The following is a 23,857-nucleotide window of genomic DNA, read 5'->3' on the forward strand; positions in this document are numbered from 1 at the left end:
CCTTCCCCAGACACCGCCTCCCCCGCCGGTGGCGGGAGGCTTCCGCAGCCCAGCGTATGCCCCCGGAGGTGTGCGGCGACGCAGGTCAGGCGGTCAGCCAGGAACGGAGCCGCTCCTCGCAGTGGCCGATCAGGGAGGCGAGCACCCGCTCGTCCCGCTTGTGCGCGAGCGACGAGGCGCCGGGACCGTAGTTGACCGCGGGGACGCCCAGCGCGGTGAAGCGCGAGACGTCCGTCCAGCCGAACTTGGGCAGCGCCCGGCCGCCCACCGCCGCCATGAACGCCGCCGCGGCCGGGTGGGAGAGGCCGGGCAGCGCGCCGCCCGTGTGGTCGTCGACGGTGAACTCGGTGATCCCGCAGTCCGCGAAGACCTCCCGGACGTGGCGCTCGGCCTCCTCCCCGGTGCGGTCCGGGGCATAGCGGAAGTTGACCGTGACGGTGCAGGAGTCGGGGATGACGTTGGTCGCCACCCCGCCCTCGATGCCGACCGCGTTGAGGCCCTCGCGGTACTCCAGCCCGTCGATGACCACCCGGCGCGGCTCGTAGGAGGCGAGCCGCGCGAGGATCGGGGCGGCGGCGTGGACGGCGTTGGAGCCCATCCAGGAGCGGGCCGAGTGCGCCCGCTCCCCCGAGGTCCGCAGCAGCACCCGCAGGGTGCCCTGGCAGCCGCCCTCCACCTGGCCGTCGGAGGGCTCCAGCAGGACCGCGAAGTCCCCCCGCAGCCAGTCCGGGTGGGCCGCGGCGACCCGGCCGAGGCCGTTGAGCTCCGCCGCGACCTCCTCGTTGTCGTAGAAGACGAAGGTCAGGTCGCGGTTGGGCGCCGGCACGGTGGCGGCGATCCGCAGCTGCACGGCCACCCCGGACTTCATGTCACAGGTGCCGCAGCCCCAGAGGTAGCCCTCCTCGTCCAGCCGGGAGGGCACGTTGCCCGCGATCGGCACCGTGTCGAGGTGGCCCGCCAGCACCACCCGCTCGGCACGGCCCAGCCCCGTCCGGGCGACGACGTTGTTGCCGTACCGGTCGACGGTCAGGTGGGGCAGGCCGCGCAGGGCCTCCTCCACCGCGTCGGCCAGCGGCCCCTCCCGGCCGCTCTCGGACGGGATGTCCACCAGCGCGGCGGTGAGGGCGGCGGCGTCCGTCGAGAGGTCGAGCACGTGTCGGTCCATGGGCGCGACCCTAACCCGGGGCCCGCGCCGCCCGGCGGGCACCCGGCCCCCACCTGATCGGGCAACCGCCCCTTCCCGCACGGCCGCCGGGTACCGTGTCGGGCGTGTCCCGAGGAACCGCTTCCGTCGTCCGCCGCCGTCTGCTGCGCGCGTTCGTGGCCTGTGTCGTCCTGCTCGCCGTGGCCGGTTACGTGGCGGTGCACCTGCTGGTCTCCGGACCGGGGTCACCACGCTGCGTGGTCCGGGCCGAGGGCCGGCCCGGCGAGCCGCGGGAGACCTACCACCTGGAGCCCCAGCAGGCGGTGAACGCCGCCACCATCGCCGTCGTCGGCTCAGCCCGCGGGCTCCCCGAGCGCGCGGTGACCATCGCGCTGGCCACCGCGATGCAGGAGTCGGGGCTGCGCAACATCGGCTACGGCGACCGGGATTCGCTCGGCCTCTTCCAGCAGCGCCCGTCCCAGGGCTGGGGCACGGCCGAGCAGATCATGGACCCGGTGTACTCGGCGGGGGCGTTCTACGACCATCTGGAGAAGGTCCCCGGCTACTCCCGGATGCCCCTGACGGTGGCCGCGCAAGAGGTGCAGCGCAGCGGCTTCCCGGAGGCCTACGCCAAGCACGAGCCGAACGCGGCACTGCTCGGCACGGCGCTCACCGGCCGGTCGGAGGCCTCGCTGAGCTGTTACCCGGGCGCCCAGGAGCAGGCGGGCGACCCGGCGGAGGTCCGGGAGAAGCTGCGCCGGGAGTTCGGCCCGGACGTCCTGGCGGACGGTCCGGGGCGGGGCGGCGCCGCCGGACGGGAGGCCCCGGAGGGCGGGGCCGCCGGCCAGGCGGGAGGCGCCTCCGGAGAGGCGGGAGCGGCCGGCGCGACCGGCGCGCCCCCGGCCGCCGGGAAGAGCGCGGCCACCGGGCCGGTGATCCGGGTGCCCGTGCCGGAGAGCGCCGCCGGCGGGGAGCGGCGCGGGTGGGAGCTGGCCCACTGGGCGGTGGCCCACTCGCGGGAACTGCGCATCGCCCGGGTCTCGTTCGCGGGCCGGGCCTGGAGCTCCGCGAGTTCCTCCTGGCATCCGGAGCGGAGCGGCTCCGCGGCGGACGGGGAGCGGGCCGCCGGCGAGGTCGTCATCACGACCGTTCAGTAGTACGGAGGGTCACCCTCCCGAAGGGCCGGGCACGTTCCGGCACGCCCCGCCGCGGCGCCGTGCGGCGCGCGCCGGCGGCCCGCCGGGGCCGCCCGGATCCCGTTCGCCGGGACGGCAGTTGGCAGTGGCGCGCCACCCGGGGCCACCCGGTGGGGGCGTCATGTCCCGCTCCGCCCCACCTCCGCCGCATTGCCAATCTTTTACCCCGGGTTGCCGCAACCTTCCCTTGGTTCGCGCGGTATTCACTGCGTCCGCCCGGCGGACCCACGTCACGGATCCCCCGGCGCCCCCCTGCCGGGAGGCGCCGGAAGCCGGCGGAACCCATCGGAAACCATCAGTTCTCTCCTGCCGAAGGAGCACCATGTCCCTCCCCCTCACGCGTCGGATCGCCCGAGCCGCGCTGCTGGTCGCAGCGGGCGCGGCTCCCCTCGTCGGCGCGTCCGGCCCTTCGCACGCCGCCGGTCTGCCGAACTCCGCCGACCTCGGCAGGGTGGGCGCGCTCGACGGCGCGTCCCTCGGGGAAACCCTCGACACCACCTCGCGGAAGGCCACCCTGGGAGCCGCCGAGACCAGCAGTGACACGCTGGACCACACCGTGCGGCCCGCCGGGCGGACCCTCGGCACCGCCCTCCACGGCGAGCAGACCGGCCCGAGCGACCGCCCCACGGGCGGCAAGCACGCCAAGAAGCCCGCCGGCAAGCACGGCAAGCACAGCGAGCACGGCAAGAGCGCTGCGGCCCCCGGCAAGGCCGGGAAGCCGGCCGGCAAGCACGGAAAGCACGCCAAGGCGGCCCAGCCGGCCAAGGGCACCAAGGCCGGCGAGTCCGGCGGTAAGTCCGGCAAGTCCGGCAAGTCCGTGAAGAACAGCGACCGGACGCGCAGCACCACCGGCTCCTTCGCCCCGTCCGGCGGAAAGGGCGGGCAGCAGGCCTCCACCCCGTGGATCGAGCGGTTCGTCCACGACCTCACCACCTCCGACGCCCTCACCGAGAACCAGGACGTGCGGAAGCACGAGCGCAACACCAGCAACACCAAGGGGAACGTCGCGCAGAACATCGGCGGCGTCACCACCGTCGCGGGCGACCTGGTCGCGGGTCCGCTCGGCGGCTGACCGGAGGCGCTTCCCCGTTCACCTCCCCGAACGGCGCCTCACAGCGATGTGCCCGGCCGGTCCCCCCGGCCGGGCACATCCGTATGCGCCGGCGCCCTCTGAGCGGCTCTCCCCCGGCCCGCACGGGGTGCCGGCCCGGGGGCTCACCCGCCCGGCCCGGCGCTCCGGCTTCAGGAGCGCAGCCGCTCCACCGCCGCCGCGACCCGCTCGTCCGTCGCCGTCAGCGCCACCCTGACGAAGCGTTCGCCCGCGGGGCCGTAGAAGTCGCCCGGTGCCACCAGGATGCCCAGCCCGGCGAGGTACGCCACGGTGTCCCAGCAGGGCTCGTCGCGGGTGGCCCAGAGGTAGAGGCTCGCCTCGCTGTGCTCGATGCGGAAGCCCGCGCCGGTCAGCGCGGTCCGCAGCGCGGAGCGCCGGGCCTGGTAGCGGGCGCGCTGCCCGGCGACGTGCGCGTCGTCGCCGAGCGCGGCGACGGTGGCGGCCTGGACGGGGGCGGGCACCATCATCCCGCCGTGCTTGCGGATCGCCAGCAGTTCGCCGAGGACGGCCGCGTCCCCGGCGGCGAAGGCCGCGCGGTAACCGGCGAGGTTGGAGCGCTTGGAGAGGGAGTGGACGGCGACGACGCCCTCGAAGCTCCCCCCGCAGATGTCCGGGTGGAGCACCGAGACCGGGTCCGCCTCCCAGCCCAGCTCCAGGTAGCACTCGTCGCTGACGACCAGCACCCCGTGCTCCCGGGCCCAGGCGACGGTCGCGCGCAGCTCGGCCGGGGAGAGCACTCGCCCGGTGGGGTTCGAGGGGGAGTTGAGCCACAGCAGCCGCAGGCCCGCGGGGTCCAGGGCGGTCGGCTCGTCGTAGACGACGGGCTCCGCGCCCGCGAGCCGCGCCCCGACCTCGTAGGTGGGGTAGGCCAGGCGCGGGAACGCCACCCGGTCGCCGGGGCCCAGACCGAGCTGCGTGGGCAGCCAGGCGACCAGTTCCTTGGAGCCGACGACGGGCAGCACGTGGCGGTGTTCCACGCCCCGGGCGCCGAGCCGCCGTTCCACCCAGCCGGCGATCGCCTCACGCAGCGCCGGGGTGCCCCACACGGTGGGGTAGCCGGGGCTGTCCGCGGCGGCGGTGAGGGCGGCGCGGATCACCTCCGGGACCGGGTCCACGGGGGTGCCGACCGACAGGTCCACCAGGCCACCGGGGTGCGCGCCGGCGGACGCGCGGTACGGGTCGAGCCGGTCCCACGGGAAGACGGGAAGCCGGTCGGAGACTCCGGGCACGTGCTGCTCACTTCTCTCGGGGCGTCCCGGGCCGCGCGGTCCGGGACCACGGGGGTTCCGCAGGCCGCGGCGTCCGGGGCGCGGGGGCGCGGGGCGACGGGGAGGCCGCCGCGTGGCGGGGCGGCGGACGGGGCGCGGGACGGGACGGCCGGGCGCGGGACGGTTCGCGGTCCGGTCCGGTCCGGTCCGGTCCGGTCGGATCCGGTCCGGTCCCGCGCGGTTCACGGCCGGGTGCGCGCTCGCGCGGTGCGGAAAGACCGCGGTCCCGCACGGCCGCTGCCGTACGGGACCCGGGTGGTGCCGGCCGGCTCGCGGCTTACTGGTTCTGCGGCGGCAGCGCGGCGATGAACGGGTGGTCCCGCTCGATCAGGCCCAGCTTGGAGGCGCCGCCGGGCGAGCCCAGCTCGTCGAAGAACTCGACGTTCGCCTTGTAGTAGTCCTTCCACTCCTCCGGGGTGTCGTCCTCGTAGAAGATCGCCTCGACCGGGCAGACCGGTTCGCACGCCCCGCAGTCCACGCACTCGTCGGGGTGGATGTACAGGGAGCGGGCACCCTCGTAGATGCAGTCGACGGGGCACTCCTCGATGCACGCCTTGTCCTTGACGTCGACACAAGGCTGCGCGATGACGTAGGTCACGCTGTCGTTCCTCCTCGGTAGGGCGGGCGGAGCGGTTGTCGTCTCCGCCGCAGGGCGCGCGGGAGCGCGGCGTCGTCGATGCCCGCATCTAGTATCTCCGTTCCGGGGCACCAGTCGAACAGGAGGGGCGATCTCAGCTGTGGATTTCACCACCGGCGGACGGCTGGCGGTCCGGATCACCGCCGCCGACGTGGGCAGAAGAGTGTCGGTACGGCGCGTGAGCGAGCCGGGGACGCCGGGCGCGCGCTTCACCGACGCCGTCGGCGTGCTCACATCCTGGGACGACGGTGTGCTCTGTCTCACACGGCGCGGCGGCGAGATCGTCCGCATCCCGGAATCGTCGCTGGCCGCGGCGAAGGTGGTGCCCGCCGCCCCGGCGCGGCGCCGTGGCCCGGCCGCGCCGGCCGCGGAGCTGAGCCGGGTCTCGGCGCGGGCCTGGCCGCCGGCCGAGAGCGAACCGCTGGGCGCCTGGACGCTGCGGGCCGCGGGCGGGTTCACCCGGCGCGCCAACTCCGTGCTCGCGGTGGGTGATCCGGGGATCCCGCCGGAGGAGGCGCTGGACCGGGCGGTCCGCTGGTACGGCGCACGGGGCCTGCCCGCGTACGTGCAGGTCACCACGGGTGGTTCGGACACCGACGAGTGGCTGGCCGCCCTGCTGGCCGAGCGCGGCTGGGTCCGCGAGGTCTCGGCGGAGGTGCGGATCGCGGCACTGGCCCCGGTCGCCGACGCCCTCGCGGAGGCCGGGGCGGCAGGTGAGGCCGGTACGGCCGGGGAGGTACACCTCTCCCGCGCCCCGGACGAGGGCTGGCTGGCCCGCTACGGGCGCTCGGCCGGCAGCGGTGACGGGCCGCGGCGGGTGCTGGAGGGCGGTCCGTCGGTCTGGTTCGCCGCCGTGCCGGAGACCGGGCACCGCGAGCATCCCCGGCTCACCGGGGCCCCTGAGAACACCGGGGACACCGGAGACGGGACGGACGGCGGCGGGAACCGGCCCGAAGGCGCCACCGGCCGGGGGGCCGGCGGGCAGGCCACGCCGCCCCCGGCCACCGGGATGCCCGCGGCCGTCGGCCGCTGCGTGGTGGACGGCCGCTGGGCGGGTTTCTCCGCCGTGGAGACGGCGCCGGAGCTGCGCCGGCGCGGCCTGGCGTCCCGGGTGATGGCCGCGCTGGCGGACCGCGCCCTGGCGGAGGGCGCCTCCGCCGCGTATCTCCAGGTGGAAACGGACAACGAGGCCGCGCGCGCCCTGTACGGCCGGCTCGGCTTCACCGTGCACCATCGTTACCACCACTGGCGGGCCCCGGGAGCCGACGGCCACGGGACGGGCACCGGGCGGCCGCCGGAGGGCCCCTGATCCGGCGGGGGCGGGATCGGCGCAGGAACGGGCCGGGCCGGGGCGGTCCCGGAGCGGGCGGAACGAGCAGCGGAACGGGTGGCAGCAGCACATGCCGGACACACCGGACACCGATCACGTCCCGGGCCCGGAGGACCGCGCCGCCCTCCGGCGGCGGTTCGCCGAGGAGGCCCGCTCCGGCCGTCCCGACCTCGCCCTGCTCTGCCTGCTGATCGCCGCCGAGGCCGATCCGTCGCTGGCCGAGCACGGCATGGACGCCACGCAGATCGAGCTCGACCGGCTCGCCGGGGAGCTGCCGTACGCCCCGGGCGGCGGAGCGCGCGGCTGGGCCCGCGCCGTGGCGGCGCTGCTCGGCGAGCGGTACGGGTTCGGTGGCTCGAACGAGGACTTCCGGCGGCTGGAGTCCTCACTCCTGCCCGAGGTGGTGCGGCGCCGGCGCGGTCTGCCGATCCTGCTGTCGGTGGCCTGGATGGAGGTGGCGCGGCGGGCCGGGGCACCGGTGTTCGGGGTGGCGCTGCCGGGCCGCTTCCTGGTCGGCTTCGGCCCGCCGGGGACCGCGGCCGGGGAGGGGACGGCGGCCGGGGAGCCCGTACTGGTCGACCCGTTCGCGGGCGGCCGGGAGCTGAGCGGGGCGGACGCGCGTGCGCTGGTGTTCTCGGTCACCGGCGAAGGGCTCACCCCCGCGATGCTCGCGCCGGCGGCGACCCTCGACATCGTGGGGCGCGTCCTGGGCAACATCCGGGCCTGGGCGGCCGCCCGCCCCGAACACGCCGACGTGCGGCTGTGGGCGGTGGAGCTGTCCCTGCTGCTGCCCAGCCACCCGGCGCGGCTGCGTCAGGAACGCGGCGGACTGCTGGTGGCGTGCGGGGACTTCCTGTCCGGCGCGGCCGAGCTGGAGACCTACGCGGAGGTCGCGGAGGCGGTGGACCCGGAAGCGGCGCGGGAGGCCCGCCGCCAGGCCCGGGCCGCGCGCGCCCGCCTCAACTGAGCGCTGCCGCGGACCACGCGCGGACCGCCCGCGGACCGGAGGCCCGGTGGCCCCGCGCCGCGGCGCCCCGGGAGGATCCCGGAGATCCGAGGAGGACGGCGGGCGCCGCGCACCCCGGAGGGTCCGCCCGGCCCGGGCGCGGACCCCGCACACCGGGCCGGACGGACCCCGGGGAGCGGCCGGTCACTCCGGGGCGGTCTCGATGGTGACGACCCGTCCGGCGGGGTCCGTGGAGCGCAGCGCCTCGCGGAGCGCTCCGGCCACGTCCTCCGGGCTGACCGGGGTCTTCGAGCCGTTGCCGCGTTCGACGAGCACCCCGTCGAAGACCCCGCCGTAGAGCGACTTGAGGACCTTCAGGTCGTAGGTGTCCACCAGCTTGCCGCCCACGGGCTTCATGGACAGGAACTTCGGCAGGGAGTTCTCCGGGCTGAAGGCGATGGTGTGCTCGGCGTCGGTCCGCACCGTGACGAGACCGGACATCGCGGGCCGGGCGAACTCCTTCATCGCCTTGTCGATCTCCGCCTCGCTGACCGCCGGCTGCCGCACCGAACTGGGCAGCTTCACCTCCGTGTCGGCGCCCGTCTCGGCGCGGGTCCGGTAGGCGCCGGAGAGCGCGGTGACGGACTTGTCGACGTCGAGGGCGCGGTGCGGCTTGCCGGGGACGGGGACGGCCTTGCCGTTCTCGAAGCGGATCGTGCCGTCCTGGGCGGCGCCCTCCTCGCCGGCGAGCGACTCCAGGGCGGCCCGCAGCTTCTCCTGGTCGGCCGTGATCTCGGCCTCGGCGGCGCGGGTGCCGCCGACAAGCGAACCGATCACGGTGACCGGGTTGTAGTCGCGCCCGGCGGCCTGCCGGACACTGGCCTCGGTGTCCACGTCCAGCCCCAGCACCGACGGCTTGAGCTGCTGCTTCTCCCCCGCCACGGCGACCGTCAGCGGCTGGTCGACCCGGTTGCCCAGCGCCTGGTCGAGCCGGCTCACGGCCTCCTCGCGGGAGGTGCCGCCGACGTCGACGCCGAGGATGGTGGTGCCCTTCGGTACCTCCGCGTGGTCCAGGAGCAGCCCGGCGGCGTAGGCCGTACCGGTGGCGACCACCAGGGCGACGGCGGTGAGCACCAGCTTGGACCGGCCCTTCTTCCGCGCGGGCGGGGCCGGTTCGGCGGCGGGCGGCTCCGGCGGACGCGGGGCGTCCGTGCCGCTGCCGCCGTCGGCCGCCGCGTGGCCGTCGGGGTCCGTGGGGAACGCCGGGAACGCCGGACCCGCGGCGGCCGGGGCCGGGTGGCCCCCGCTGACCAGCGTGTCGCTGGAGATCCGCTCCTCGTGCCCGCCGTACGGGGCGTCGTCGATCAGACCGCGCCCGAAGTCCATGGTGGGCTGGTCCTGCTCCGCGCCGGGCGGGGCGGTGTGCGAGGGGAAGCCGGAGTCGCGGCCGGGGCCGCCCGGCGTGCCGGGGCCGTGCTGCTGCCGGAAACCGGGCGGCAGCGGCATGTCGCCCTCCGCCGGGCCGGTGGTGGGGCCGTCGGGGCCGGGGATCCGGGTGCCGTAGGCCGGGGTGTGCGCCGGGCCGTGCGCCGCGTCCGGGCCGGGCCGGGGCGCTCCGCCGGGACGCCGGGCACCGGGGACGGAACCGGGGTCCGCGCCGCCGGGCACGCCGCCGCGCGCGCCACCGCCCTGCGGGGCGGCGGGGCCGCCGGGGATCGGCGTGCCGCCGGACGGCGTCGGGGTCTTCTTGGGCGCGAACCAGTCGCTCGTCCGGTCGCCACCGCCGCGGCCGCCCGTGGCCGGGGCCTTCCCCGGCTCTTCCCGGCCGCGGTCCGCGGCGGCGCCGGCGGCCTGCCCGTCACCCGCGCGGCCCGGGCCGGGGTCGCCGGGGGTGACCGCGGAGGAGCGGTCCTCCACGGGCGTGCGCATGACGACCGGGGGGATCGGCCGGGACCCGGGGATGTTGATTCTGATCCGGGTCGTCAGCGTGGTTTCGGTCCGCGGCTGCTGCTCCGGCGCCGCGGAGGGCTGCTGCCCGGCGCCGGCGGTCTCCGCGCCGCCGGTGGCGTCCTGCGGGGGGTGCAGGGACGGGTAGCGCGGCGTCCCGTAGGGCGGGGTGCCCGAGGGGTACGGCGCGGCCCCGCCGTGCCCGTGGGGCCCGGAGGACGTGGTGTCAGATTCACGGCTCACAGCTGGTTCTCCCGGTTGGCTCCGCCGCCCGTTGTCCTCACGCTGGGCTCCCCCCGTACCGGTGGCGGCGGGAGGGGGATGCCTCCACGCGCGGGCAGGGGAGTTCGGCGGCGCCCACCACCATACTGGCCGTCGCCGTGGCCGCTACCTCGACCGCCGTATCGGCGACCCGTACGGCAGACGCGCCGCGGCGGCCCGGCGGAGCGTCAGCCGTCACCGCGCGCGGGGGCGGGGCGAGTTGGGGGCACCACCGGAAGGGTGGTGCAGATCACAGCGGTCAACATGCCGCCCAGCAGATAGAGATACGAACCCACCCCGGCCCCGAACAGGAAGTCACCCTCCGGCCGTGAGGTGGTCAGCAGCATCACCGCGAGCAGCCAGCCACCGGCCGCCGCGCCGGGGCCGATCCGGGAGGCCGTGGCCCGCAGCCCGCCGTAGCACAACGCGCCGACGGCGAGCAGCGCGAGCAGCAGCCCGCCGGGGAACCAGGCCCCCTGGACCAGGGCGCCCGCCGCCCCGGTGAGCGCGCCGAGCACCACCAGCGCCGCGTAGGCGGCGAACCGCCCGGCGCTCATCGGGCCTCCCCCGGGGTGCCGGGGCCGCCGGTGCCCCGGGCCGCGCCGGCGCCGGCGCCGCGATCCGGGCCGTCCGGGCCGTCCGCCCCCGCGAGCCCGCCCGGCGGGGTGGCACTCGCCTCGTTCTCCCCGGATTCCCCGGTTGCTCCGCTTTCCCGGGGTTCCCCGAGTACCCCAAGTACCCCGGGTTCCCCGGGTTCCTCCGGTTCACCGGGCTCGCCGGTCTCCCCGGCCCCCGCGATTCCGGCGAAGAGGTCCGTCTCGGGTCCCGCCGGCCGGCCGGGCGCGGCGGGGCCCCGCACGAGCCGGTAGTACTCGGTGGCCAGGATGGGCTGCGCCAGCCCGTTCGAGAGGGCGAACGCGAACTCCGTCCCGTCCGCCACGGCGGCGCCACCGGGGGTTCCCGTGGCCCCGGAGCCACCGCCGTCCGCCACGGCCACCTGGGTGGCGTGCGCCCGCAGGGCCGCGGCCTTGCGGCGCAGGCCCTCCTCCCCGGTGTCCACAACGGTGGTGACCAGCTCGTCGTCGACGACTCCGGAGAGGTCCCCGGGGGTGGCCACGGCCGGGAACGGCAGCGGCGGCCCGGACCGCAGCGCGGCCAGCCGCTCCTCGGCCACCGAGCGCGGCAGGCAGTTCCAGTAGATCTTGCGCACCGTGTGCGCCGCGCCGAGGTCCGGCCGGTAGGCGGGATCGGCGGCCAGCTCCGCGGCGCGCAGGGCGACGCGGTGGGCCTGGATGTGGTCGGGGTGGCCGTACCCGCCGTCGGGGTCGTAGGTCACGAGGACCTGGGGGCGGATCTCGCGCACCACCCCGACCAGGTGGGCGGCGGCCTCGTCGGGCTCGGCCCGGCAGAAGGCGCGGGGGTGGCCGGCCGGCGGGGTGCCCGCCATCCCGGAGTCCCGGTAGCGGCCGCGGCCGCCGAGGAAGCGCTGGTCGTGGACGCCGAGTTCGGCCGTCGCCGCGGCGAGCTCGCCGGCCCGGTGCGGGCCGAGCGCGCCGTCGCGGTCCTCGGTCAGCCGCGCGAGCCCGGGCGGGATGACCTCGCCCTCCTCCCCGAGGGTGCACGTCACGAGCGTGACGTGCACCCCCCGCGCGGCGTACGCGGCCATGGTGGCGCCGTTGTTGATCGTCTCGTCGTCCGGGTGCGCGTGCACCAGCAGTAGACGGCGGGCCGGCAGCGTCCGGCCACGGCCCGGGGAGGACTGGTCTGTCATGGGCACCAGCGTACGAGCCGGGGCGCCCCCGGAGCCGGAGGGCGCCCGGCGGTCAGAACTTGATCCCCCCGATCATCCCGGCCACGTTGCTCGTCAGCTCACTGATGGTGGGGGCCACCGAGGAACTGGCCAGGTAGAAGCCGAGCAGCATGCAGACCACCGCGTGTCCGGCCTTCAGTCCGGATTTCCGGACCAGCAGGAAGACGATGATCGCCAGCAGCACCACCACCGAAATCGAGAGTGCCACGGCGGTTCACCTCCAAGAGTGTGCGGTCGGGGGGCTGACGCGGGGCAACTCGCTTGCGCCACAGTGTGGTTACCCACGATGCGCTGCTGATCATAACGATCCGCCCGTGAGCACGAGCGGGTGCATCGCAGCAGATAAGGGGCGCACACCACCCCACCGCTCCGTGGTGCGCCGGGCGCACACCGGGGCGGAAACGGAGCGTGCCCGGGGCACCACGGGAGCGCGGCGCGGCGGCCCGGCGCAAACCCGCCCGAACCCCACCGGACCACCCCCGGAATCCTCCGGAACCCCCCGGAAATCCGCAGCCGTCGAGGGTTCCGCGCCGCCGCCGGGGCCGGCACGCCCCGCGCGCCGCACCCCGGGCGGGCGGTCGCGCCGGGGCGCGCGGGGCGGTCGCCGGCCGGTCCGGGCCGCGTAGGGTCGGGCCCATGGACGGACAGCTCTCGTTTCCGCGGCAGCATGCCAGGACCCAGCGCTTCACCCTGGGCTCCCCGCGCTCCTTCACCGTGTCGCCGGACGGCGCCCGCGTGCTCTTCCTGCGGTCCCGCTCCGGCACCGACCGGCAGAACCTGCTCTGGGTGCACGATCTCGACGAGGGGACGGAGCGGATCGCCGCCGACCCCGCGGCGCTGCTCGGCGGCGGGGCGGAGCGGCTGTCGGACGCGGAGCGGGCCCGGCGGGAACGGAGCCGGGAGGGCTCGGCGGGGGTCGTCGGCTACGCCGTGGACCGCGCGGTGGAGCGGGTCGCGTTCGCGCTGTCCGGGCGGCTGTTCACGGCGGAGCCGCGCACCGGGGAGGCGCGCGAGCTCCCGGTCGAGGGGCCCGTGGTCGACCCGCGCCCGTCCCCCGACGGGGAGCACGTCGCCTGGGTGGCGCGTGGCGCGCTGCGGGTGGCCGGGGCCGACGGCTCGGGCGAGCGGGTGCTCGCCGGCCCCGGCGAGGGGGAGGCCGGCGGGAGTGTCGGCTACGGCCTGGCCGAGTTCGTCGCCGCCGAGGAGATGGACCGCTCCCGCGGCTACTGGTGGTCGCCCGAGAGCGACCGCCTGCTGGTGGCGCGGGTGGACGACAGCCCGGTGCGGCGCTGGTGGATCGCCGACCCGGCGCACCCGGACCGGCGCCCCGCCGAGGTGGCGTACCCGGCGGCCGGCACGGCGAACGCCGAGGTCACCCTCCACCTCGTCGGGCTCGACGGCTCCCGCGTCCCGGTGGAGTGGGACCGGGCGCGCTACCCCTACCTGGCGCGCGTGCACTGGTCCGCGGCCGGGCCGCCGCTGCTCCTCGTCCAGGCCCGCGACCAGCGCACCCAGCTCTGCCTGACGGTCGATCCGTCGACGGGCGCCACCACGGTGCTCCACGCCGACGAGGACCCGGTGTGGCTGGACCTCTTCCCCGGCGTCCCGGTGTGGACCCCGGACGGCCGGCTGGTGCGGATCGCGGACGAGGGCGGCGCCCGGGTGCTGATGGTCGGTGACCGCCCGCTGACGGGACCGCAGTTGCACATCCGGGCGGTGCTCGACGTCACCGCGGAGGACGTGCTGGTGACGGCCTCGGCGGGGCCGGAGGCGGAGGCGCCCGGGCTCGGCGAGATCCATGTGCACCGGGTGACCGAACTCGGCGTGGAGCGGATCTCGGAGGGCGCCGGGGTGCACGGGGCGGTCCGCTCCGGCCCCGTCACCGTGGTCTCCTCCCTCTCGCCCTCCGCCCCCGGCGTCACGGTGCGGCTGCTGCGGGACGGCAAGCCGGCCGGGACGGTGCTGTCGCTGGCCGAGGAGCCGGTGCTGACCGCGCGGCCCCGGCTGACGGAGGCGGGCGAGCGCCGGATCCCGTGCGCCGTGCTGCTGCCCTCCGGGTACCGGGACGGGGACGGGCCGCTGCCGGTGCTGATGGACCCCTACGGCGGGCCGCACGGCCAGCGGGTGCTCGCCGCCCACAACGCCTATCTGACCTCGCAGTGGTTCGCCGACCAGGGGTTCGCCGTGGTGGTCGCCGACGGCCGCGGCACCCCGGGGCGCTCGCCGTCCTGGGAGAAGGCCATCGCCGGCGACCCGGCCGGGGTCACGCTGGAGGACCAGGTCACGGCCGTGCGGGCGCTGGCGGAGAGCTTCCCGCTGGACCTCGGGCGGGTCGCGATCCGGGGCTGGTCCTACGGCGGCTATCTGGCCGCGCTGGCGGTGCTGCGCCGCCCGGACGTCTTCCACGCGGCGGTCTCCGGGGCGCCCGTCACCGACTGGCTGCTCTACGACACCCACTACAGCGAGCGGTATCTGGGCCACCCGGACGAGGCGCCGGCGGTGTACGCGGCCAACTCGCTGATCAGCGGTGGCGAGCTGTCCGGGGCGGCGCGGGAGAACCGTCCGCTGATGCTCATCCACGGGCTGGCGGACGACAACGTCGTCGCCGCGCACACCCTGCGGCTCTCCTCCGCGCTGCTGGCCGCCGGCCGGCCGCACGAGGTGCTGCCGCTCTCCGGGGTGACGCACATGACCCCGCAGGAGCAGGTGGCGGAGAATCTGCTGCTGCTCCAGGCGCGGTTCCTGCGCCGCTCGCTCGGCCTGGACTGACGCCGGGGCCGGGGCCGGGGCGGCCGGACCGACGGGCCCGCGCCGGGCCGGAGGACACCGGTTCCGCCCGGCGCGGGCCCGCGGGGCCCTCGCGGCGCGTGGCGGGCGGCCGCCGGCCGGGGCGGTCAGGCCGCCCCGGCCGGTTCTACGGCACCCGCACGGCCGTACGCCGACCAGCCTGACCCCGGCGGATATCGGAACGGGGTCCACGGCGTTGCCCGGGTGTTAACGCCCCGGGCGGGCGGGGCGGGGCCCCGGGGCGACGGCCGGGGGCGCCCGCCCGGAGCGCGCGGCCCGCCACCCGGCCGCCGCCCGGCCCGCCGTCAAGCACACGGCGACGTCGATATGTGAAACCTTCCCTCAAGATGCGCCCCGAGCAGGCGCTTCTCGCGTTTTCGCGTCAATACCCTCTTGACGGAACCCGGGCTCCGCTGCAAAGTCGCGCTCACCGCACAGCAATTGGTACGGACCACTACTGACCAAGGGTCCGGATCGACCACAGGCACGGACCGAGAGTGACGGGCCCGGGTGACGGGCCGGGAGCAGCGGCCCGGATCCGAGGGCGACGCGACCACGGGGGGCCGAGCGCGATGACCAGTCCGTCCGAGTTTCCGGGGTCCCGGGCACCCCAGGCACCCCAGGCTTCCGCGGTGACCCCGGCGCCGGGCGCCCGGGAGGCCGCCGGGGCCGCGGCGGGCCGCTCGCCGGGGCAGCTGATGTGGCGCCGCTTCCGGCGGGACCGGACCGGGGTGGCCGCCGCCTGCGTCGTCCTGTTCTTCTTCGCGGTGGGCCTGCTGGCCCCGGTGATCTCCGGGCTGTACGGCAAGGACCCGTACACCCGCTACGGGCAGGTCCAGGACGGCCTGCTCAACGAGTTCGGCTATCCGATCGCGCCGAACGGCGGGATCTCCGGGGAGTTCTGGTTCGGCATCGAGCCCATCCTCGGCCGGGACGTCTTCACCCAGCTCCTGTACGGCATCCGCACCTCGCTGCTGGTCGCCGTCGCGGTGACGCTGCTCGCCACGCTGACCGCGATCGTGCTGGGGGTGGCCGCCGGCTATCTGGGCGGGCGGACCGACTTCCTCATCGGGCGGACCATCGACCTGCTGATGGCCTTCCCGAACCAGCTCTTCTTCGTGGCCTTCATGCCCATCGTGGTCGCCCTGTTCGTCGCCGACACCGACGAGACGCCCACCTGGGTGCGGGCCGTGGCGATGGTGCTGGTGCTGTGGTTCCTGGGCTGGATGAGCCTGGCGCGGATCCTGCGCGGCACCGTGCTCTCGCTGCGGGAACGGGAGTTCGTGGAGGCGGCCCGGGTGAGCGGCGCCTCGCCCTGGCGCATCATCCGCCGGGAGCTGCTGCCGAACGTCGTGACGCCGATCCTGGTGCAGTCCACGCTGATGCTGCCCAACGTCGTCACCGCCGCGGCGGGGCTCTCCTTCCTGGGGGTGGGGTTCATCGAGCCCACCCCCGACTGGGGCCGGATGTTCGCCACCGGCGCCCAGGTCTTCGAGAACGACTTCACCTACATGTTCTTCCCGGGCGGGGCGATGGTGCTCTTCATCGTGGCCTTCAACCTGCTCGGGGACTCGGTCCGGGACGCCTTCGACCCGAGGGCCCGGTACTGAACCAGCAGTTCGCGGGCGCACACCCGAGGTGCGGACCGCCGGCCACACACGAGGGACGGGCAGGTGCGAGTGACCATGAGGAAGAGCTTGGGCGGAGGACGCTCCGCCGTGGTGGCGCTGGTGGCGGGGGCACTGCTGCTCACCGGGTGCAGCGAGGGCGGCGGCGGGGGCGGCGAGCAGGAGGGCGGGGGCGGCGCCACCGCCCAGGAACCGGTGCCGTTCGCCGGCGCGAAGGCGTCCACCGGGCCCGCGGAGCCCATACCGGGCGCCGAGGCCGGCGGCACGATCCGGGTGCTCCAGCGGGACAGCTACGCGCACCTCGACCCGGCGCAGATCTACGTCGCCGACGAGGGCAAGCTGGCGGCCCTGATCCACCGCCGGCTCACCACCGTCAAGATGGACAACGACGGTGACTACTCGGTCGTCGGCGACCTCGCCACCGACAGCGGCACCCGCTCCGACGACGGCCGCACCTGGACGTACACCCTCAAGGACGGCATCCGCTTCGAGGACGGCTCGCCGATCACCTCCGCGGACATCCGCCACACCTTCGAGCGGCTCTTCGCCGACTTCGTCACCGAGGGGCCGGCCTTCGTCCAGTCCTGGATGGCGGACGACCCCGACTACCGCGACCTGCTCCCCGGCGGCCCCTACGACGGCGACCACCTGCCGGACTCGGTCCTGGAGACCCCCGACGACAAGACGGTGGTCTTCCACTTCGAGAAGCCGCAGAACGACCTGCCGTACGCGCTCGGGATGCCCGGCTACGGCGTGGTGTCCCGGAGCAAGGACACCCGGGAGAAGTACGACCGGGACCCGCTGGCCTCCGGCCCGTACCGCGTCCAGTCGTTCAAGCCGGGCAAGTCGATGAGCCTGGTGCGCAACCCGGAGTGGGACGCGCGGACGGACCCCGCCCGCCACCAGTACCCCGAGAAGTTCGAGATCACCTTCAACCACCAGTACGAGGACTCCAGCAAGCGGCTGCTCTCCGACACCGGTGAGAACCAGCGCGCGACCAGCTTCAACAACTCGGTGGACGCGAGCACCGTCCCGCAGGTGACGCGGGACGAGGCGGCGAAGGCGCGCACGGTCTCCGGCTACCAGACCTATGTCGCGATGTACGCGATCAACATGGACCGGATCAAGGACCACAAGGTACGGCAGGCCATCGCCCACGCCCTGCCGATCAAGTCCGTCCTCGCGCCCTACGGCGGCTCGGCCGGCGGTGAGCTGGCGGGCGGCGTCATCAGCCCGCTGCTGCCGGGCCACGAGAAGGGCTACGACCCGTTCGGCAAGCTCAAGAAGCCGGGCGGCGACCCGGCGAAGGCCCGGGAGCTGCTGAAGGAGGCCGGCCAGGAGGACCGGAAGCTGGTCTTCGCCTTCCGCAACGACGACGAGAGCCAGCAGGAGGCGGTGGCCGTCACCGACGCCCTCCGCGAGGCCGGGTTCGACGTGCAGCGCAAGGAACTGCCCACGGACACCTTCTACGACCGGATCGGCAAGGTCGACAATGGCTACGACCTGTACCGCAGCAACTGGGGCCACGACTGGGTGAGCGCGTCCACCGTGATCCCGCCGCTCTTCGACGGCCGCAAGATCGCCGACGGGGCGAGCAACTACCCGCACGTCGACGACGAGAAGATCAACTCGGAGATCGACCGCATCTCGGGGATCGCCGACCCGGAGAAGGCCGCCACGGAGTGGTTCGAGCTGAGCAAGTACATCATCGAGGACGTCACCCCGGTGGTCCCGGTGTACTTCTACAAGCAGATGCAGATCAGCGGCTCGAAGATCGGCGGGGCGGTCTACAACAACGATCTGAGCGGGATCGACCCCAACAAGCTCTACGTCAAGAAGTAGCGGCCCGCCGGGGCCCGGGACCCGCCCGCCGCGGCCGCTCCCGGGCCCCGACCAGCCCCGCCCGGCCCCGTCTCCCCCGTCTCCTCACGACCCCGTGAGGCTCCCGGAGACTCCCGGAGACTCCCGGAGACTCCCGCGACATCTTCCGCCCCGACGGAAAGCCGTCCACGCCATGCTGCGATTCCTGGTCCGCCGGTCGCTCGGCGCCCTCGTCATCCTGCTGATCATCAGCGCTCTGACCTTCTTCCTCTTCTACAGCATCCCGCGTGACCCCGCCCTGCTGGCCTGCGGCAAGAACTGCACGCCGGAGGCGCTGGAGGTGGTCCGCCGCAACATGGGCATCGACCAGCCGGTGCCGGCGCAGTACTGGGAGTACATGACGGGGATCCTTCTCGGCCGCGACTACGCGGTGGGCCCCTGCCCGGCGCCCTGCCTGGGGTACTCCTTCGTGGACAACACACCCGTCTGGGAGACGATCCTGGACCGCTTCCCCACGACCGTCTCGCTCGCGGTCGGTGGCGCCGCGGTCTTCCTCACCGTCGGGCTGGCCACCGGGATGCTCGCCGCCGCCCGCCGCGGCACCGTCGTCGACAAGGTGCTCAGCTCCGGGTCGCTGGTGCTCAGCTCGATGCAGATCTACTTCGTCGGGCCGCTGGCGATCGCGCTCTTCGTCTACCAGCTCGGCTGGCTCTCCCAGCCCCGCTACGTGGAGCTGACCGAGGATCCGGCGGGCTGGTTCGCGGGACTGCTCCTGCCCTGGTGCGTGCTGTCGATCATCTTCACCGCCAACTACACCCGGATGGCGCGCTCCACGATGATCGAGCAGCTCCAGGAGGACCACGTGCGCACCGCGCGGGCCAAGGGGATGGCGCGCCGCACGGTCTTCTTCCGCCACGCCTGGCGGGGCTCCCTCATCCCGATCGTCACCATCTTCGGCGTGGACCTCGGCTCGCTCTTCGGCGGAGCCATGATCACCGAGTTCACCTTCACCCTGCCCGGGCTCGGCCGGCTCGCCGTGGAGTCCGTCACCAACACCAACCTGCCCATGCTCATGGGCGTGATGCTCTTCGCCGCGACGGCGATCATCCTCTGCAACATCGTCGTCGACGCCGTCTACGCGCTGATCGACCCGCGCGTGCGCCTCGCCTAGCCCCCACCACCCCCATCCCGTACCGGACCATCCGATCACCGCCGGACCACCGGAGACCTCGTGACCATCCCCACCACCCCGGGCCGGGAGGCGGCCGGGCCCGCCCCCGCCGCCCCGGGCGACGGGCCCTTCCTCTCCGTCACCGATCTGCGCGTGCGCTTCACCACCGAGGACGGCCCCGTCCGGGCCGTGGACGGGCTCTCCTTCACCCTGGAACGCGGCAGGACCCTCGGCATCGTCGGCGAGTCGGGCTCCGGCAAGTCCGTCACCAGCCTCGCGATCCTGGGGCTGCACGACCCGCGCACCACCACCGTCTCCGGCCGGATCCGGCTGGGCGGGCGGGAGGTGACGGGCGCCCGGGAGCGGGACCTGGAACGGCTCCGCGGCAACACCATGTCGATGATCTTCCAGGACCCGCTCACCGCCCTCTCCCCCTACCACACCATCGGCCGGCAGATCGCCGAGCCGTACCGCAAGCACACGGGGGCCTCGAAGCGCGCGGCACGGGAACGGGCGGTGGAGATGCTGGCCAAGGTCGGCATCCCCCGGCCCCGGCTGCGGGCCGGCGACTACCCGCACCAGTTCTCCGGCGGGATGCGGCAGCGGGCGATGATCGCCATGGCGCTGGTCTGCGACCCCGGCCTGCTGATCGCGGACGAGCCCACCACCGCGCTGGACGTCACCGTCCAGGCCCAGATCCTCGATCTGCTGGGCGAACTCCAGCAGGAGTCCGGGACGGCGATCGTGCTGATCACCCACGACCTCGGGGTGGTGGCGGGCGCCGCGGACAACATCCTGGTGATGTACGCGGGGCGGGCCGTGGAGCGCGGCTCCGCCGCCGAGGTGCTGGGCGCGCCCCGCCACCCGTACACCTGGGGGCTGCTCCGGTCCACGCCGGACCTGGACTCCGACCCGGACGAACCGCTGCGGCCCATCCCCGGCACCCCGCCCAGCCTGCTCGCCCCGCCGCCCGGCTGCCCGTTCCACCCGCGCTGTGCCTTCCCGCCCCGGGTGGCGGGCGGGCCCGGGCGGTGCTCGGCCGAGCGGCCGGAGCTGCCGGAAGGGCGGGGCGCCGCCTGTCACCTGACCGCTGATCAGCAGCGCGCGGGGTGGTCCGCGGAGGCCGGCCGGGCCGGCGCCACCGGCTCCGCGTCCGTCCCGGTTCCGGCGGACGGCGGGGCGGACCTGCTCCGGAAGGAGGGCGACCGATGACACACGAACGCGACCCGAGGCCGGCGGAGGGCGCCGGCCGGGGCCCGGCACCGGACCCGGCGCCGCCCCCGGCCCCCGGCGCGCCGACCGGCCCGGGCCCGCGCGCGGGGTCCGGCACGGCGGGCCCGTCGTCCGGCACGGCCTCCCGCACGGCGGGCAGCGCGGAAGGCGCCGTGCCGCCCCGCGCCGGGGAGCCGCTGATCACCGCCGAGGGCCTGGTCAAGCACTTCCCGGTGCTGGGCGGCTTCCCCTTCCGCCGCCAGGTCGGCGCGGTACGGGCGGTGGACGGGGTCGATCTGACGGTACGGGCCGGTGAGACCTTCGGCCTGGTGGGCGAGTCCGGTTGCGGCAAGTCGACGACGGGGCGGCTGCTGGCCCGGCTGCTGGAACCCACCGCGGGCCGCATCCGCTACCGGGGCCGCGACATCACCCACGCGAGCCGCAAGGAACTGACCCCGGTCCGCCCCGAGATCCAGATGGTCTTCCAGGACCCCTACGCGTCCCTGAACCCGCGGCAGACCGTCGGCACCATCGTCCGCTCCCCCCTGGAGGTGGCCGGGATCGAGCCGCCCGGCGGCCGGGAGCGCCGGGTGCGGGAGCTGCTGGAGACGGTCGGCCTCAACCCCGAGCACTACAACCGCTTCCCGCACGAGTTCTCCGGCGGGCAGCGGCAGCGCATCGGCATCGCCCGCGCCCTCGCCCTGGAGCCCCGGCTGATCGTGGCGGACGAGCCGGTCTCCGCGCTGGACGTCTCGATCCAGGCGCAGGTGGTCAACCTGTTGCGGCGGCTCCAGCGGGATCTGGGGATCGCCTTCCTCTTCATCGCGCACGATCTGGCCGTCGTCCGCCATGTCTCGCAGCGGGTGGCCGTGATGTACCTGGGGCGGATCGTGGAGGTGGGCGACCGCGACTCCGTCTACACCGGGCCCCGCCACCCGTACACCCACGCCCTGCTCTCCGCCGTCCCGGAGGCGGCCACCGGCGTGGCGGCGGGGCGGGAGGGGCCGGAGGGGCGTCCGCGCAAGGAGCGCATCCGGCTCGCGGGCGATGTGCCCTCCCCGGTGGACCCGCCCTCGGGCTGCCGGTTCCGCACCCGCTGCTGGAAGGCGCGGGAGAAGTGCGCGGCGGAGGTTCCGCCGCTGGTCCGGGCCGCGGGCAGCCGGGAGGGTCATCTGACGGCCTGCCACTTCCCGGAGGAGCCGTCGGTCACGGCCCGCGCCGAGGACGTGGTGCTCGATCCGGCGCTGGCCGCGGCCGAGGGGAGCCAGGACACGGCGCGCTGACCCCGCGTCCGCCCGGCCGCCGGCGGATCGCCCGTCACCCCCGCGCCGCCGCGCGGGAGTTCCCGCGCCCGCCGGGGCCGCTCATCCCCCGTCCGGCCCCGGCCCGCCCGGACCCGACGGCCCGGTCGCGGGCGCCTGCCGGACGTGCCGGGGCGCGGGCCGGTCCAGCGGCAGGGTCTCCGCGAAGTGGCAGGCGGAGGGGTGGGCGACCGGCCGGTCCCGCCCGCGGAACGCCACCGGCACGGCCAGTTCCGGCACCTTCTCCGCGCATACCGCCTCCGCCTTCCAGCAGCGGGTGCGGAAGCGGCAGCCGGACGGCGGGTCGGCCGGCGAGGGCACGTCCCCGGCGAGCAGGATGCGCTCGCGCCGCTCCCGCGCGCCCGGGTCCGGGACGGGGACGGCGGAGAGCAGCGCCTGGGTGTAGGGGTGGGTGGGGTGCTCGTAGATCTCCTCGTCGGTGCCGGTCTCCACGAAGCGGCCCAGGTACATCACGGCGACCCGGTCGGAGATGTGCCGCACCACGGACAGGTCGTGGGCGATGAAGACGTAGGCGAGGCCGAACTCGTCCCGCAGCCGCTCCATCAGGTTGATCACCTGCGCCTGCACGGAGACGTCCAGCGCGGAGACGGGCTCGTCGGCGACGATCACCTCGGGGTTGAGGGCCAGGGCGCGGGCGATGCCGATGCGCTGCCGCTGGCCGCCGGAGAACTGGTGGGGGTAGCGGTTGATGTACTCGGGGTTGAGCCCGACGACGTCCAGCAGCTCCCGCACCCGGCGGCGGCGGTCGCCGCGGGGCGCGGCGCCCGGGTGGATCTCGAAGGGCTCGCCGATGATGTCACCGACGGTCATCCGCGGGTTGAGCGAGGTGTAGGGGTCCTGGAAGACCATCTGGATGTTGCGGCGGACCGCCTTCAGCGCCCGCCCCGACAGCCGGGTGATGTCCTCCCCCCGGTAGCGCACGGTGCCGGCGGTCGGCCGCTCCAGATGGACCAGCAGCTTCGCCACGGTGGACTTGCCGCACCCCGACTCCCCGACGACGCCGAGGGTCTCCCCGCGTCCCAGGCCGAAGGAGACGGTGTCCACGGCCCGCACGGCGCCGGTCCGGCGGCGGAGGACGACGCCGCGGGTCAGCGGGTAGAGCTTCTGCAGGCCGCGCACCTCCAGCAGCGGTTCGGGCCGCCCCGGCCTGGGGGGCGGCTCGGGCTCGGGCGGTGGCTCCGCGTCAACGGGCTGGTGCATCGGCGAGCTCGTCCTTCCAGAAGTGGCAGGCGCTGGCGCGGCCGGGCAGCGGCGTCCCGTCCTCCCCGGTGACCTCGTACAGCGGCGGACGGCGGCGGACGCACACCTCGCGCGCCCGCGGGCAGCGGGGGTGGAACTCACAGCCGGGCGGGACGCGCCGCAGGTCGGGCGGGAGCCCGCGGACGGCGCGCAGCCCCCGCCCCTTGCGGTCGAGCCGGGGCACGGAGTCCAGCAGGCCGCGGGTGTACGGGTGCGCGGGGCGCCGGTAGAGCTGGTCCACCGGGGCGGTCTCCATGATCCGCCCGGCGTACATCACCGCGATCCGGTCGGCGACGTCCGCGACGACGCCGAGGTCATGGGTGATCAGCACCAGCCCCATGGCGTACTCCTGCCGCAGATCGGCGAGGAGGTCCATCACCTGGGCCTGGACGGTGACGTCCAGGGCGGTGGTGGGCTCGTCCGCGATGATCAGGTCCGGCTCCAGCGCCAGCGCCATGGCGATCATGATGCGCTGGCGCATCCCGCCGGAGAACTGGTGCGGATAGTCGTTCACCCGCTGCTTCGCCGCCGGGATCCGCACCCGGTCCATCAGCTCCACGGCCTTGGCCTTGGCGGCCCGCCGGGAGGCGCCGCGGTGCACCTGGAACATCTCCCCGAGCTGGTCGCCGACGGTGAGCACGGGGTTGAGCGAGGAGAGCGCGTCCTGGAAGATCATCGCCATCCGGGCGCCGCGGATCCTCCGCCGCTCCTCGCGGGAGGCCCTCAGCAGGTCGCGGCCACGGAAGCGGATCTCCCCGCCGGTGATCCGGCCGGGCGGGGAGTCGAGGATGCCCATGACGGCCTGCGCGGTCACGGACTTGCCGGAGCCGGACTCGCCCAGCACGGCCAGCGTCTCCCCCGCGTCCACGTGGTACGACACCCCGTTCACGGCGCTGACCGTGCCGTCCCGGGTGCGGAACTCCACGTGCAGGTCGCGGACGTCCAGCAGCCGCGCGCCGGACGGGCCGTCCCGCTCCGGCGCGGGCCGTTCCCCGTCCCTGGTCCCGGTCGCGGGCATGGCGGCTCC

Annotated in this window: 19 protein-coding genes; 10 read left to right on the forward strand and 9 right to left on the reverse strand. The window is 75.4% G+C overall.

What is annotated here, in order from left to right; genetic code table 11:
- Positions 1-85: 85 nt before the first annotated feature.
- Positions 86-1,165, reverse strand: a complete 1,080-nt coding sequence (gene dapE, locus HCK00_RS10725) for a succinyl-diaminopimelate desuccinylase (RefSeq protein WP_168101580.1) — start codon at positions 1,163-1,165, stop codon at positions 86-88.
- 95 nt (positions 1,166-1,260) lie between these two features.
- On the opposite strand from dapE, the gene HCK00_RS10730 reads away from it, so the two are divergent.
- Positions 1,261-2,301 carry a hypothetical protein gene (locus HCK00_RS10730; protein ID WP_446459016.1) on the forward strand — a complete coding sequence of 347 codons (1,041 nt, stop codon included), beginning with the start codon at positions 1,261-1,263 and terminating at the stop codon, positions 2,299-2,301.
- A gap of 361 nt (positions 2,302-2,662) precedes the next feature.
- A complete protein-coding gene (locus tag HCK00_RS10735) occupies positions 2,663-3,412 on the forward strand; it encodes a hypothetical protein (protein ID WP_168101582.1) in 750 nt (249 codons plus the stop codon).
- 170 nt (positions 3,413-3,582) lie between these two features.
- On the opposite strand, the gene dapC is transcribed toward HCK00_RS10735, so the two are convergent.
- Together dapC and fdxA are read right to left on the reverse strand one after the other, a co-directional pair.
- A complete protein-coding gene (dapC, locus tag HCK00_RS10740) occupies positions 3,583-4,680 on the reverse strand; it encodes a succinyldiaminopimelate transaminase (RefSeq protein WP_168101583.1) in 1,098 nt (365 codons plus the stop codon).
- A 316-nt stretch (positions 4,681-4,996) separates the two neighbouring features.
- Positions 4,997-5,317, reverse strand: a complete 321-nt coding sequence (gene fdxA / locus HCK00_RS10745) for a ferredoxin (RefSeq protein ID WP_168101584.1) — start codon at positions 5,315-5,317, stop codon at positions 4,997-4,999.
- A gap of 139 nt (positions 5,318-5,456) precedes the next feature.
- Here fdxA and HCK00_RS26915 point away from each other — a divergent pair, with 139 nt between their 5' ends.
- Positions 5,457-6,665: a GNAT family N-acetyltransferase gene (locus HCK00_RS26915; RefSeq protein ID WP_311765250.1), complete on the forward strand. Its 1,209-nt coding sequence runs from the start codon at positions 5,457-5,459 to the stop codon at positions 6,663-6,665.
- 91 nt (positions 6,666-6,756) lie between these two features.
- Positions 6,757-7,653 (forward strand): transglutaminase-like and tetratricopeptide repeat-containing protein, encoded by an 897-nt coding sequence (locus HCK00_RS10755; RefSeq protein WP_168101585.1) that lies wholly within the window; start codon positions 6,757-6,759, stop codon positions 7,651-7,653.
- A 183-nt stretch (positions 7,654-7,836) separates the two neighbouring features.
- Here the strand turns inward: HCK00_RS10755 and HCK00_RS10760 are convergent, their stop codons facing one another.
- The 4 genes from HCK00_RS10760 to HCK00_RS10775 form a co-directional block, all read right to left on the reverse strand.
- Positions 7,837-9,822: a peptidoglycan binding domain-containing protein gene (locus HCK00_RS10760; protein ID WP_168101380.1), complete on the reverse strand. Its 1,986-nt coding sequence runs from the start codon at positions 9,820-9,822 to the stop codon at positions 7,837-7,839.
- 206 nt (positions 9,823-10,028) lie between these two features.
- Positions 10,029-10,397, reverse strand: coding sequence for a DUF6113 family protein (locus HCK00_RS10765; RefSeq protein ID WP_168101586.1), 369 nt, complete (start codon positions 10,395-10,397; stop codon positions 10,029-10,031).
- Positions 10,394-11,611, reverse strand: coding sequence for an N-acetyl-1-D-myo-inositol-2-amino-2-deoxy-alpha-D-glucopyranoside deacetylase (mshB, locus tag HCK00_RS10770; RefSeq protein WP_168101587.1), 1,218 nt, complete (start codon positions 11,609-11,611; stop codon positions 10,394-10,396). Before mshB ends, HCK00_RS10765 begins: the two co-directional genes overlap by 4 nt.
- A 52-nt stretch (positions 11,612-11,663) precedes the next feature.
- Complete coding sequence (locus HCK00_RS10775; RefSeq protein WP_168101588.1) at positions 11,664-11,858, reverse strand: DUF2304 family protein; 195 nt, start codon at positions 11,856-11,858, stop codon at positions 11,664-11,666.
- A 428-nt stretch (positions 11,859-12,286) separates the two neighbouring features.
- Here HCK00_RS10775 and HCK00_RS10780 point away from each other — a divergent pair, with 428 nt between their 5' ends.
- The 6 genes from HCK00_RS10780 to HCK00_RS10805 all read left to right on the forward strand — a co-directional run bounded on the left by HCK00_RS10780 (position 12,287) and on the right by HCK00_RS10805 (position 21,552).
- A complete protein-coding gene (locus tag HCK00_RS10780; RefSeq protein WP_168101589.1) occupies positions 12,287-14,419 on the forward strand; it encodes a S9 family peptidase in 2,133 nt (710 codons plus the stop codon).
- A 590-nt stretch (positions 14,420-15,009) separates the two neighbouring features.
- The gene (locus HCK00_RS10785; protein WP_168101590.1) at positions 15,010-16,047 is read left to right on the forward strand and encodes an ABC transporter permease; all 1,038 of its coding nucleotides are present in this window, start codon (positions 15,010-15,012) and stop codon (positions 16,045-16,047) included.
- Positions 16,048-16,122: 75 nt separating this feature from the next.
- The gene (locus HCK00_RS10790) at positions 16,123-17,907 is read left to right on the forward strand and encodes an ABC transporter substrate-binding protein (RefSeq protein WP_168101591.1); all 1,785 of its coding nucleotides are present in this window, start codon (positions 16,123-16,125) and stop codon (positions 17,905-17,907) included.
- 172 nt (positions 17,908-18,079) lie between these two features.
- A complete protein-coding gene (locus HCK00_RS10795; RefSeq protein WP_168101592.1) occupies positions 18,080-19,057 on the forward strand; it encodes an ABC transporter permease in 978 nt (325 codons plus the stop codon).
- A gap of 60 nt (positions 19,058-19,117) precedes the next feature.
- The gene (locus HCK00_RS10800) at positions 19,118-20,269 is read left to right on the forward strand and encodes an ABC transporter ATP-binding protein (RefSeq protein ID WP_375781945.1); all 1,152 of its coding nucleotides are present in this window, start codon (positions 19,118-19,120) and stop codon (positions 20,267-20,269) included.
- Positions 20,266-21,552, forward strand: a complete 1,287-nt coding sequence (locus HCK00_RS10805; RefSeq protein WP_240965443.1) for an ABC transporter ATP-binding protein — start codon at positions 20,266-20,268, stop codon at positions 21,550-21,552. The genes HCK00_RS10800 and HCK00_RS10805 overlap by 4 nt, the downstream gene beginning before the upstream one ends.
- A gap of 81 nt (positions 21,553-21,633) precedes the next feature.
- Here the strand turns inward: HCK00_RS10805 and HCK00_RS10810 are convergent, their stop codons facing one another.
- A complete protein-coding gene (locus HCK00_RS10810) occupies positions 21,634-22,791 on the reverse strand; it encodes an ABC transporter ATP-binding protein (protein ID WP_168101593.1) in 1,158 nt (385 codons plus the stop codon).
- A complete protein-coding gene (locus HCK00_RS10815; RefSeq protein ID WP_168101594.1) occupies positions 22,775-23,848 on the reverse strand; it encodes an ABC transporter ATP-binding protein in 1,074 nt (357 codons plus the stop codon). Before HCK00_RS10815 ends, HCK00_RS10810 begins: the two co-directional genes overlap by 17 nt.
- Between the last annotated feature and the right edge of the window lie 9 nt (positions 23,849-23,857).

Origin of the sequence: Streptomyces zingiberis (genome assembly GCF_012034935.1) — a bacterium.
GTDB lineage: Bacteria > Actinomycetota > Actinomycetes > Streptomycetales > Streptomycetaceae > Streptomyces > Streptomyces zingiberis.

Excerpts from the sequence above, each read along its gene's own strand:
- dapE (WP_168101580.1), bottom strand. The coding sequence starts at position 1,165 with ATGGACCGACACGTGCTCGACCTCTCGACGGACGCCGCCGCCCTCACC.
- HCK00_RS10735 (WP_168101582.1), top strand. The coding sequence starts at position 2,663 with ATGTCCCTCCCCCTCACGCGTCGGATCGCCCGAGCCGCGCTGCTGGTC.
- HCK00_RS10755 (WP_168101585.1), top strand. The coding sequence starts at position 6,757 with ATGCCGGACACACCGGACACCGATCACGTCCCGGGCCCGGAGGACCGC.
- HCK00_RS10765 (WP_168101586.1), bottom strand. The coding sequence starts at position 10,397 with ATGAGCGCCGGGCGGTTCGCCGCCTACGCGGCGCTGGTGGTGCTCGGC.
- mshB (WP_168101587.1), bottom strand. The coding sequence starts at position 11,611 with ATGACAGACCAGTCCTCCCCGGGCCGTGGCCGGACGCTGCCGGCCCGC.
- HCK00_RS10780 (WP_168101589.1), top strand. The coding sequence starts at position 12,287 with ATGGACGGACAGCTCTCGTTTCCGCGGCAGCATGCCAGGACCCAGCGC.
- HCK00_RS10785 (WP_168101590.1), top strand. The coding sequence starts at position 15,010 with ATGACCAGTCCGTCCGAGTTTCCGGGGTCCCGGGCACCCCAGGCACCC.
- HCK00_RS10790 (WP_168101591.1), top strand. The coding sequence starts at position 16,123 with ATGAGGAAGAGCTTGGGCGGAGGACGCTCCGCCGTGGTGGCGCTGGTG.
- HCK00_RS10795 (WP_168101592.1), top strand. The coding sequence starts at position 18,080 with ATGCTGCGATTCCTGGTCCGCCGGTCGCTCGGCGCCCTCGTCATCCTG.
- HCK00_RS10805 (WP_240965443.1), top strand. The coding sequence starts at position 20,266 with ATGACACACGAACGCGACCCGAGGCCGGCGGAGGGCGCCGGCCGGGGC.
- HCK00_RS10810 (WP_168101593.1), bottom strand. The coding sequence starts at position 22,791 with ATGCACCAGCCCGTTGACGCGGAGCCACCGCCCGAGCCCGAGCCGCCC.
- HCK00_RS10815 (WP_168101594.1), bottom strand. The coding sequence starts at position 23,848 with ATGCCCGCGACCGGGACCAGGGACGGGGAACGGCCCGCGCCGGAGCGG.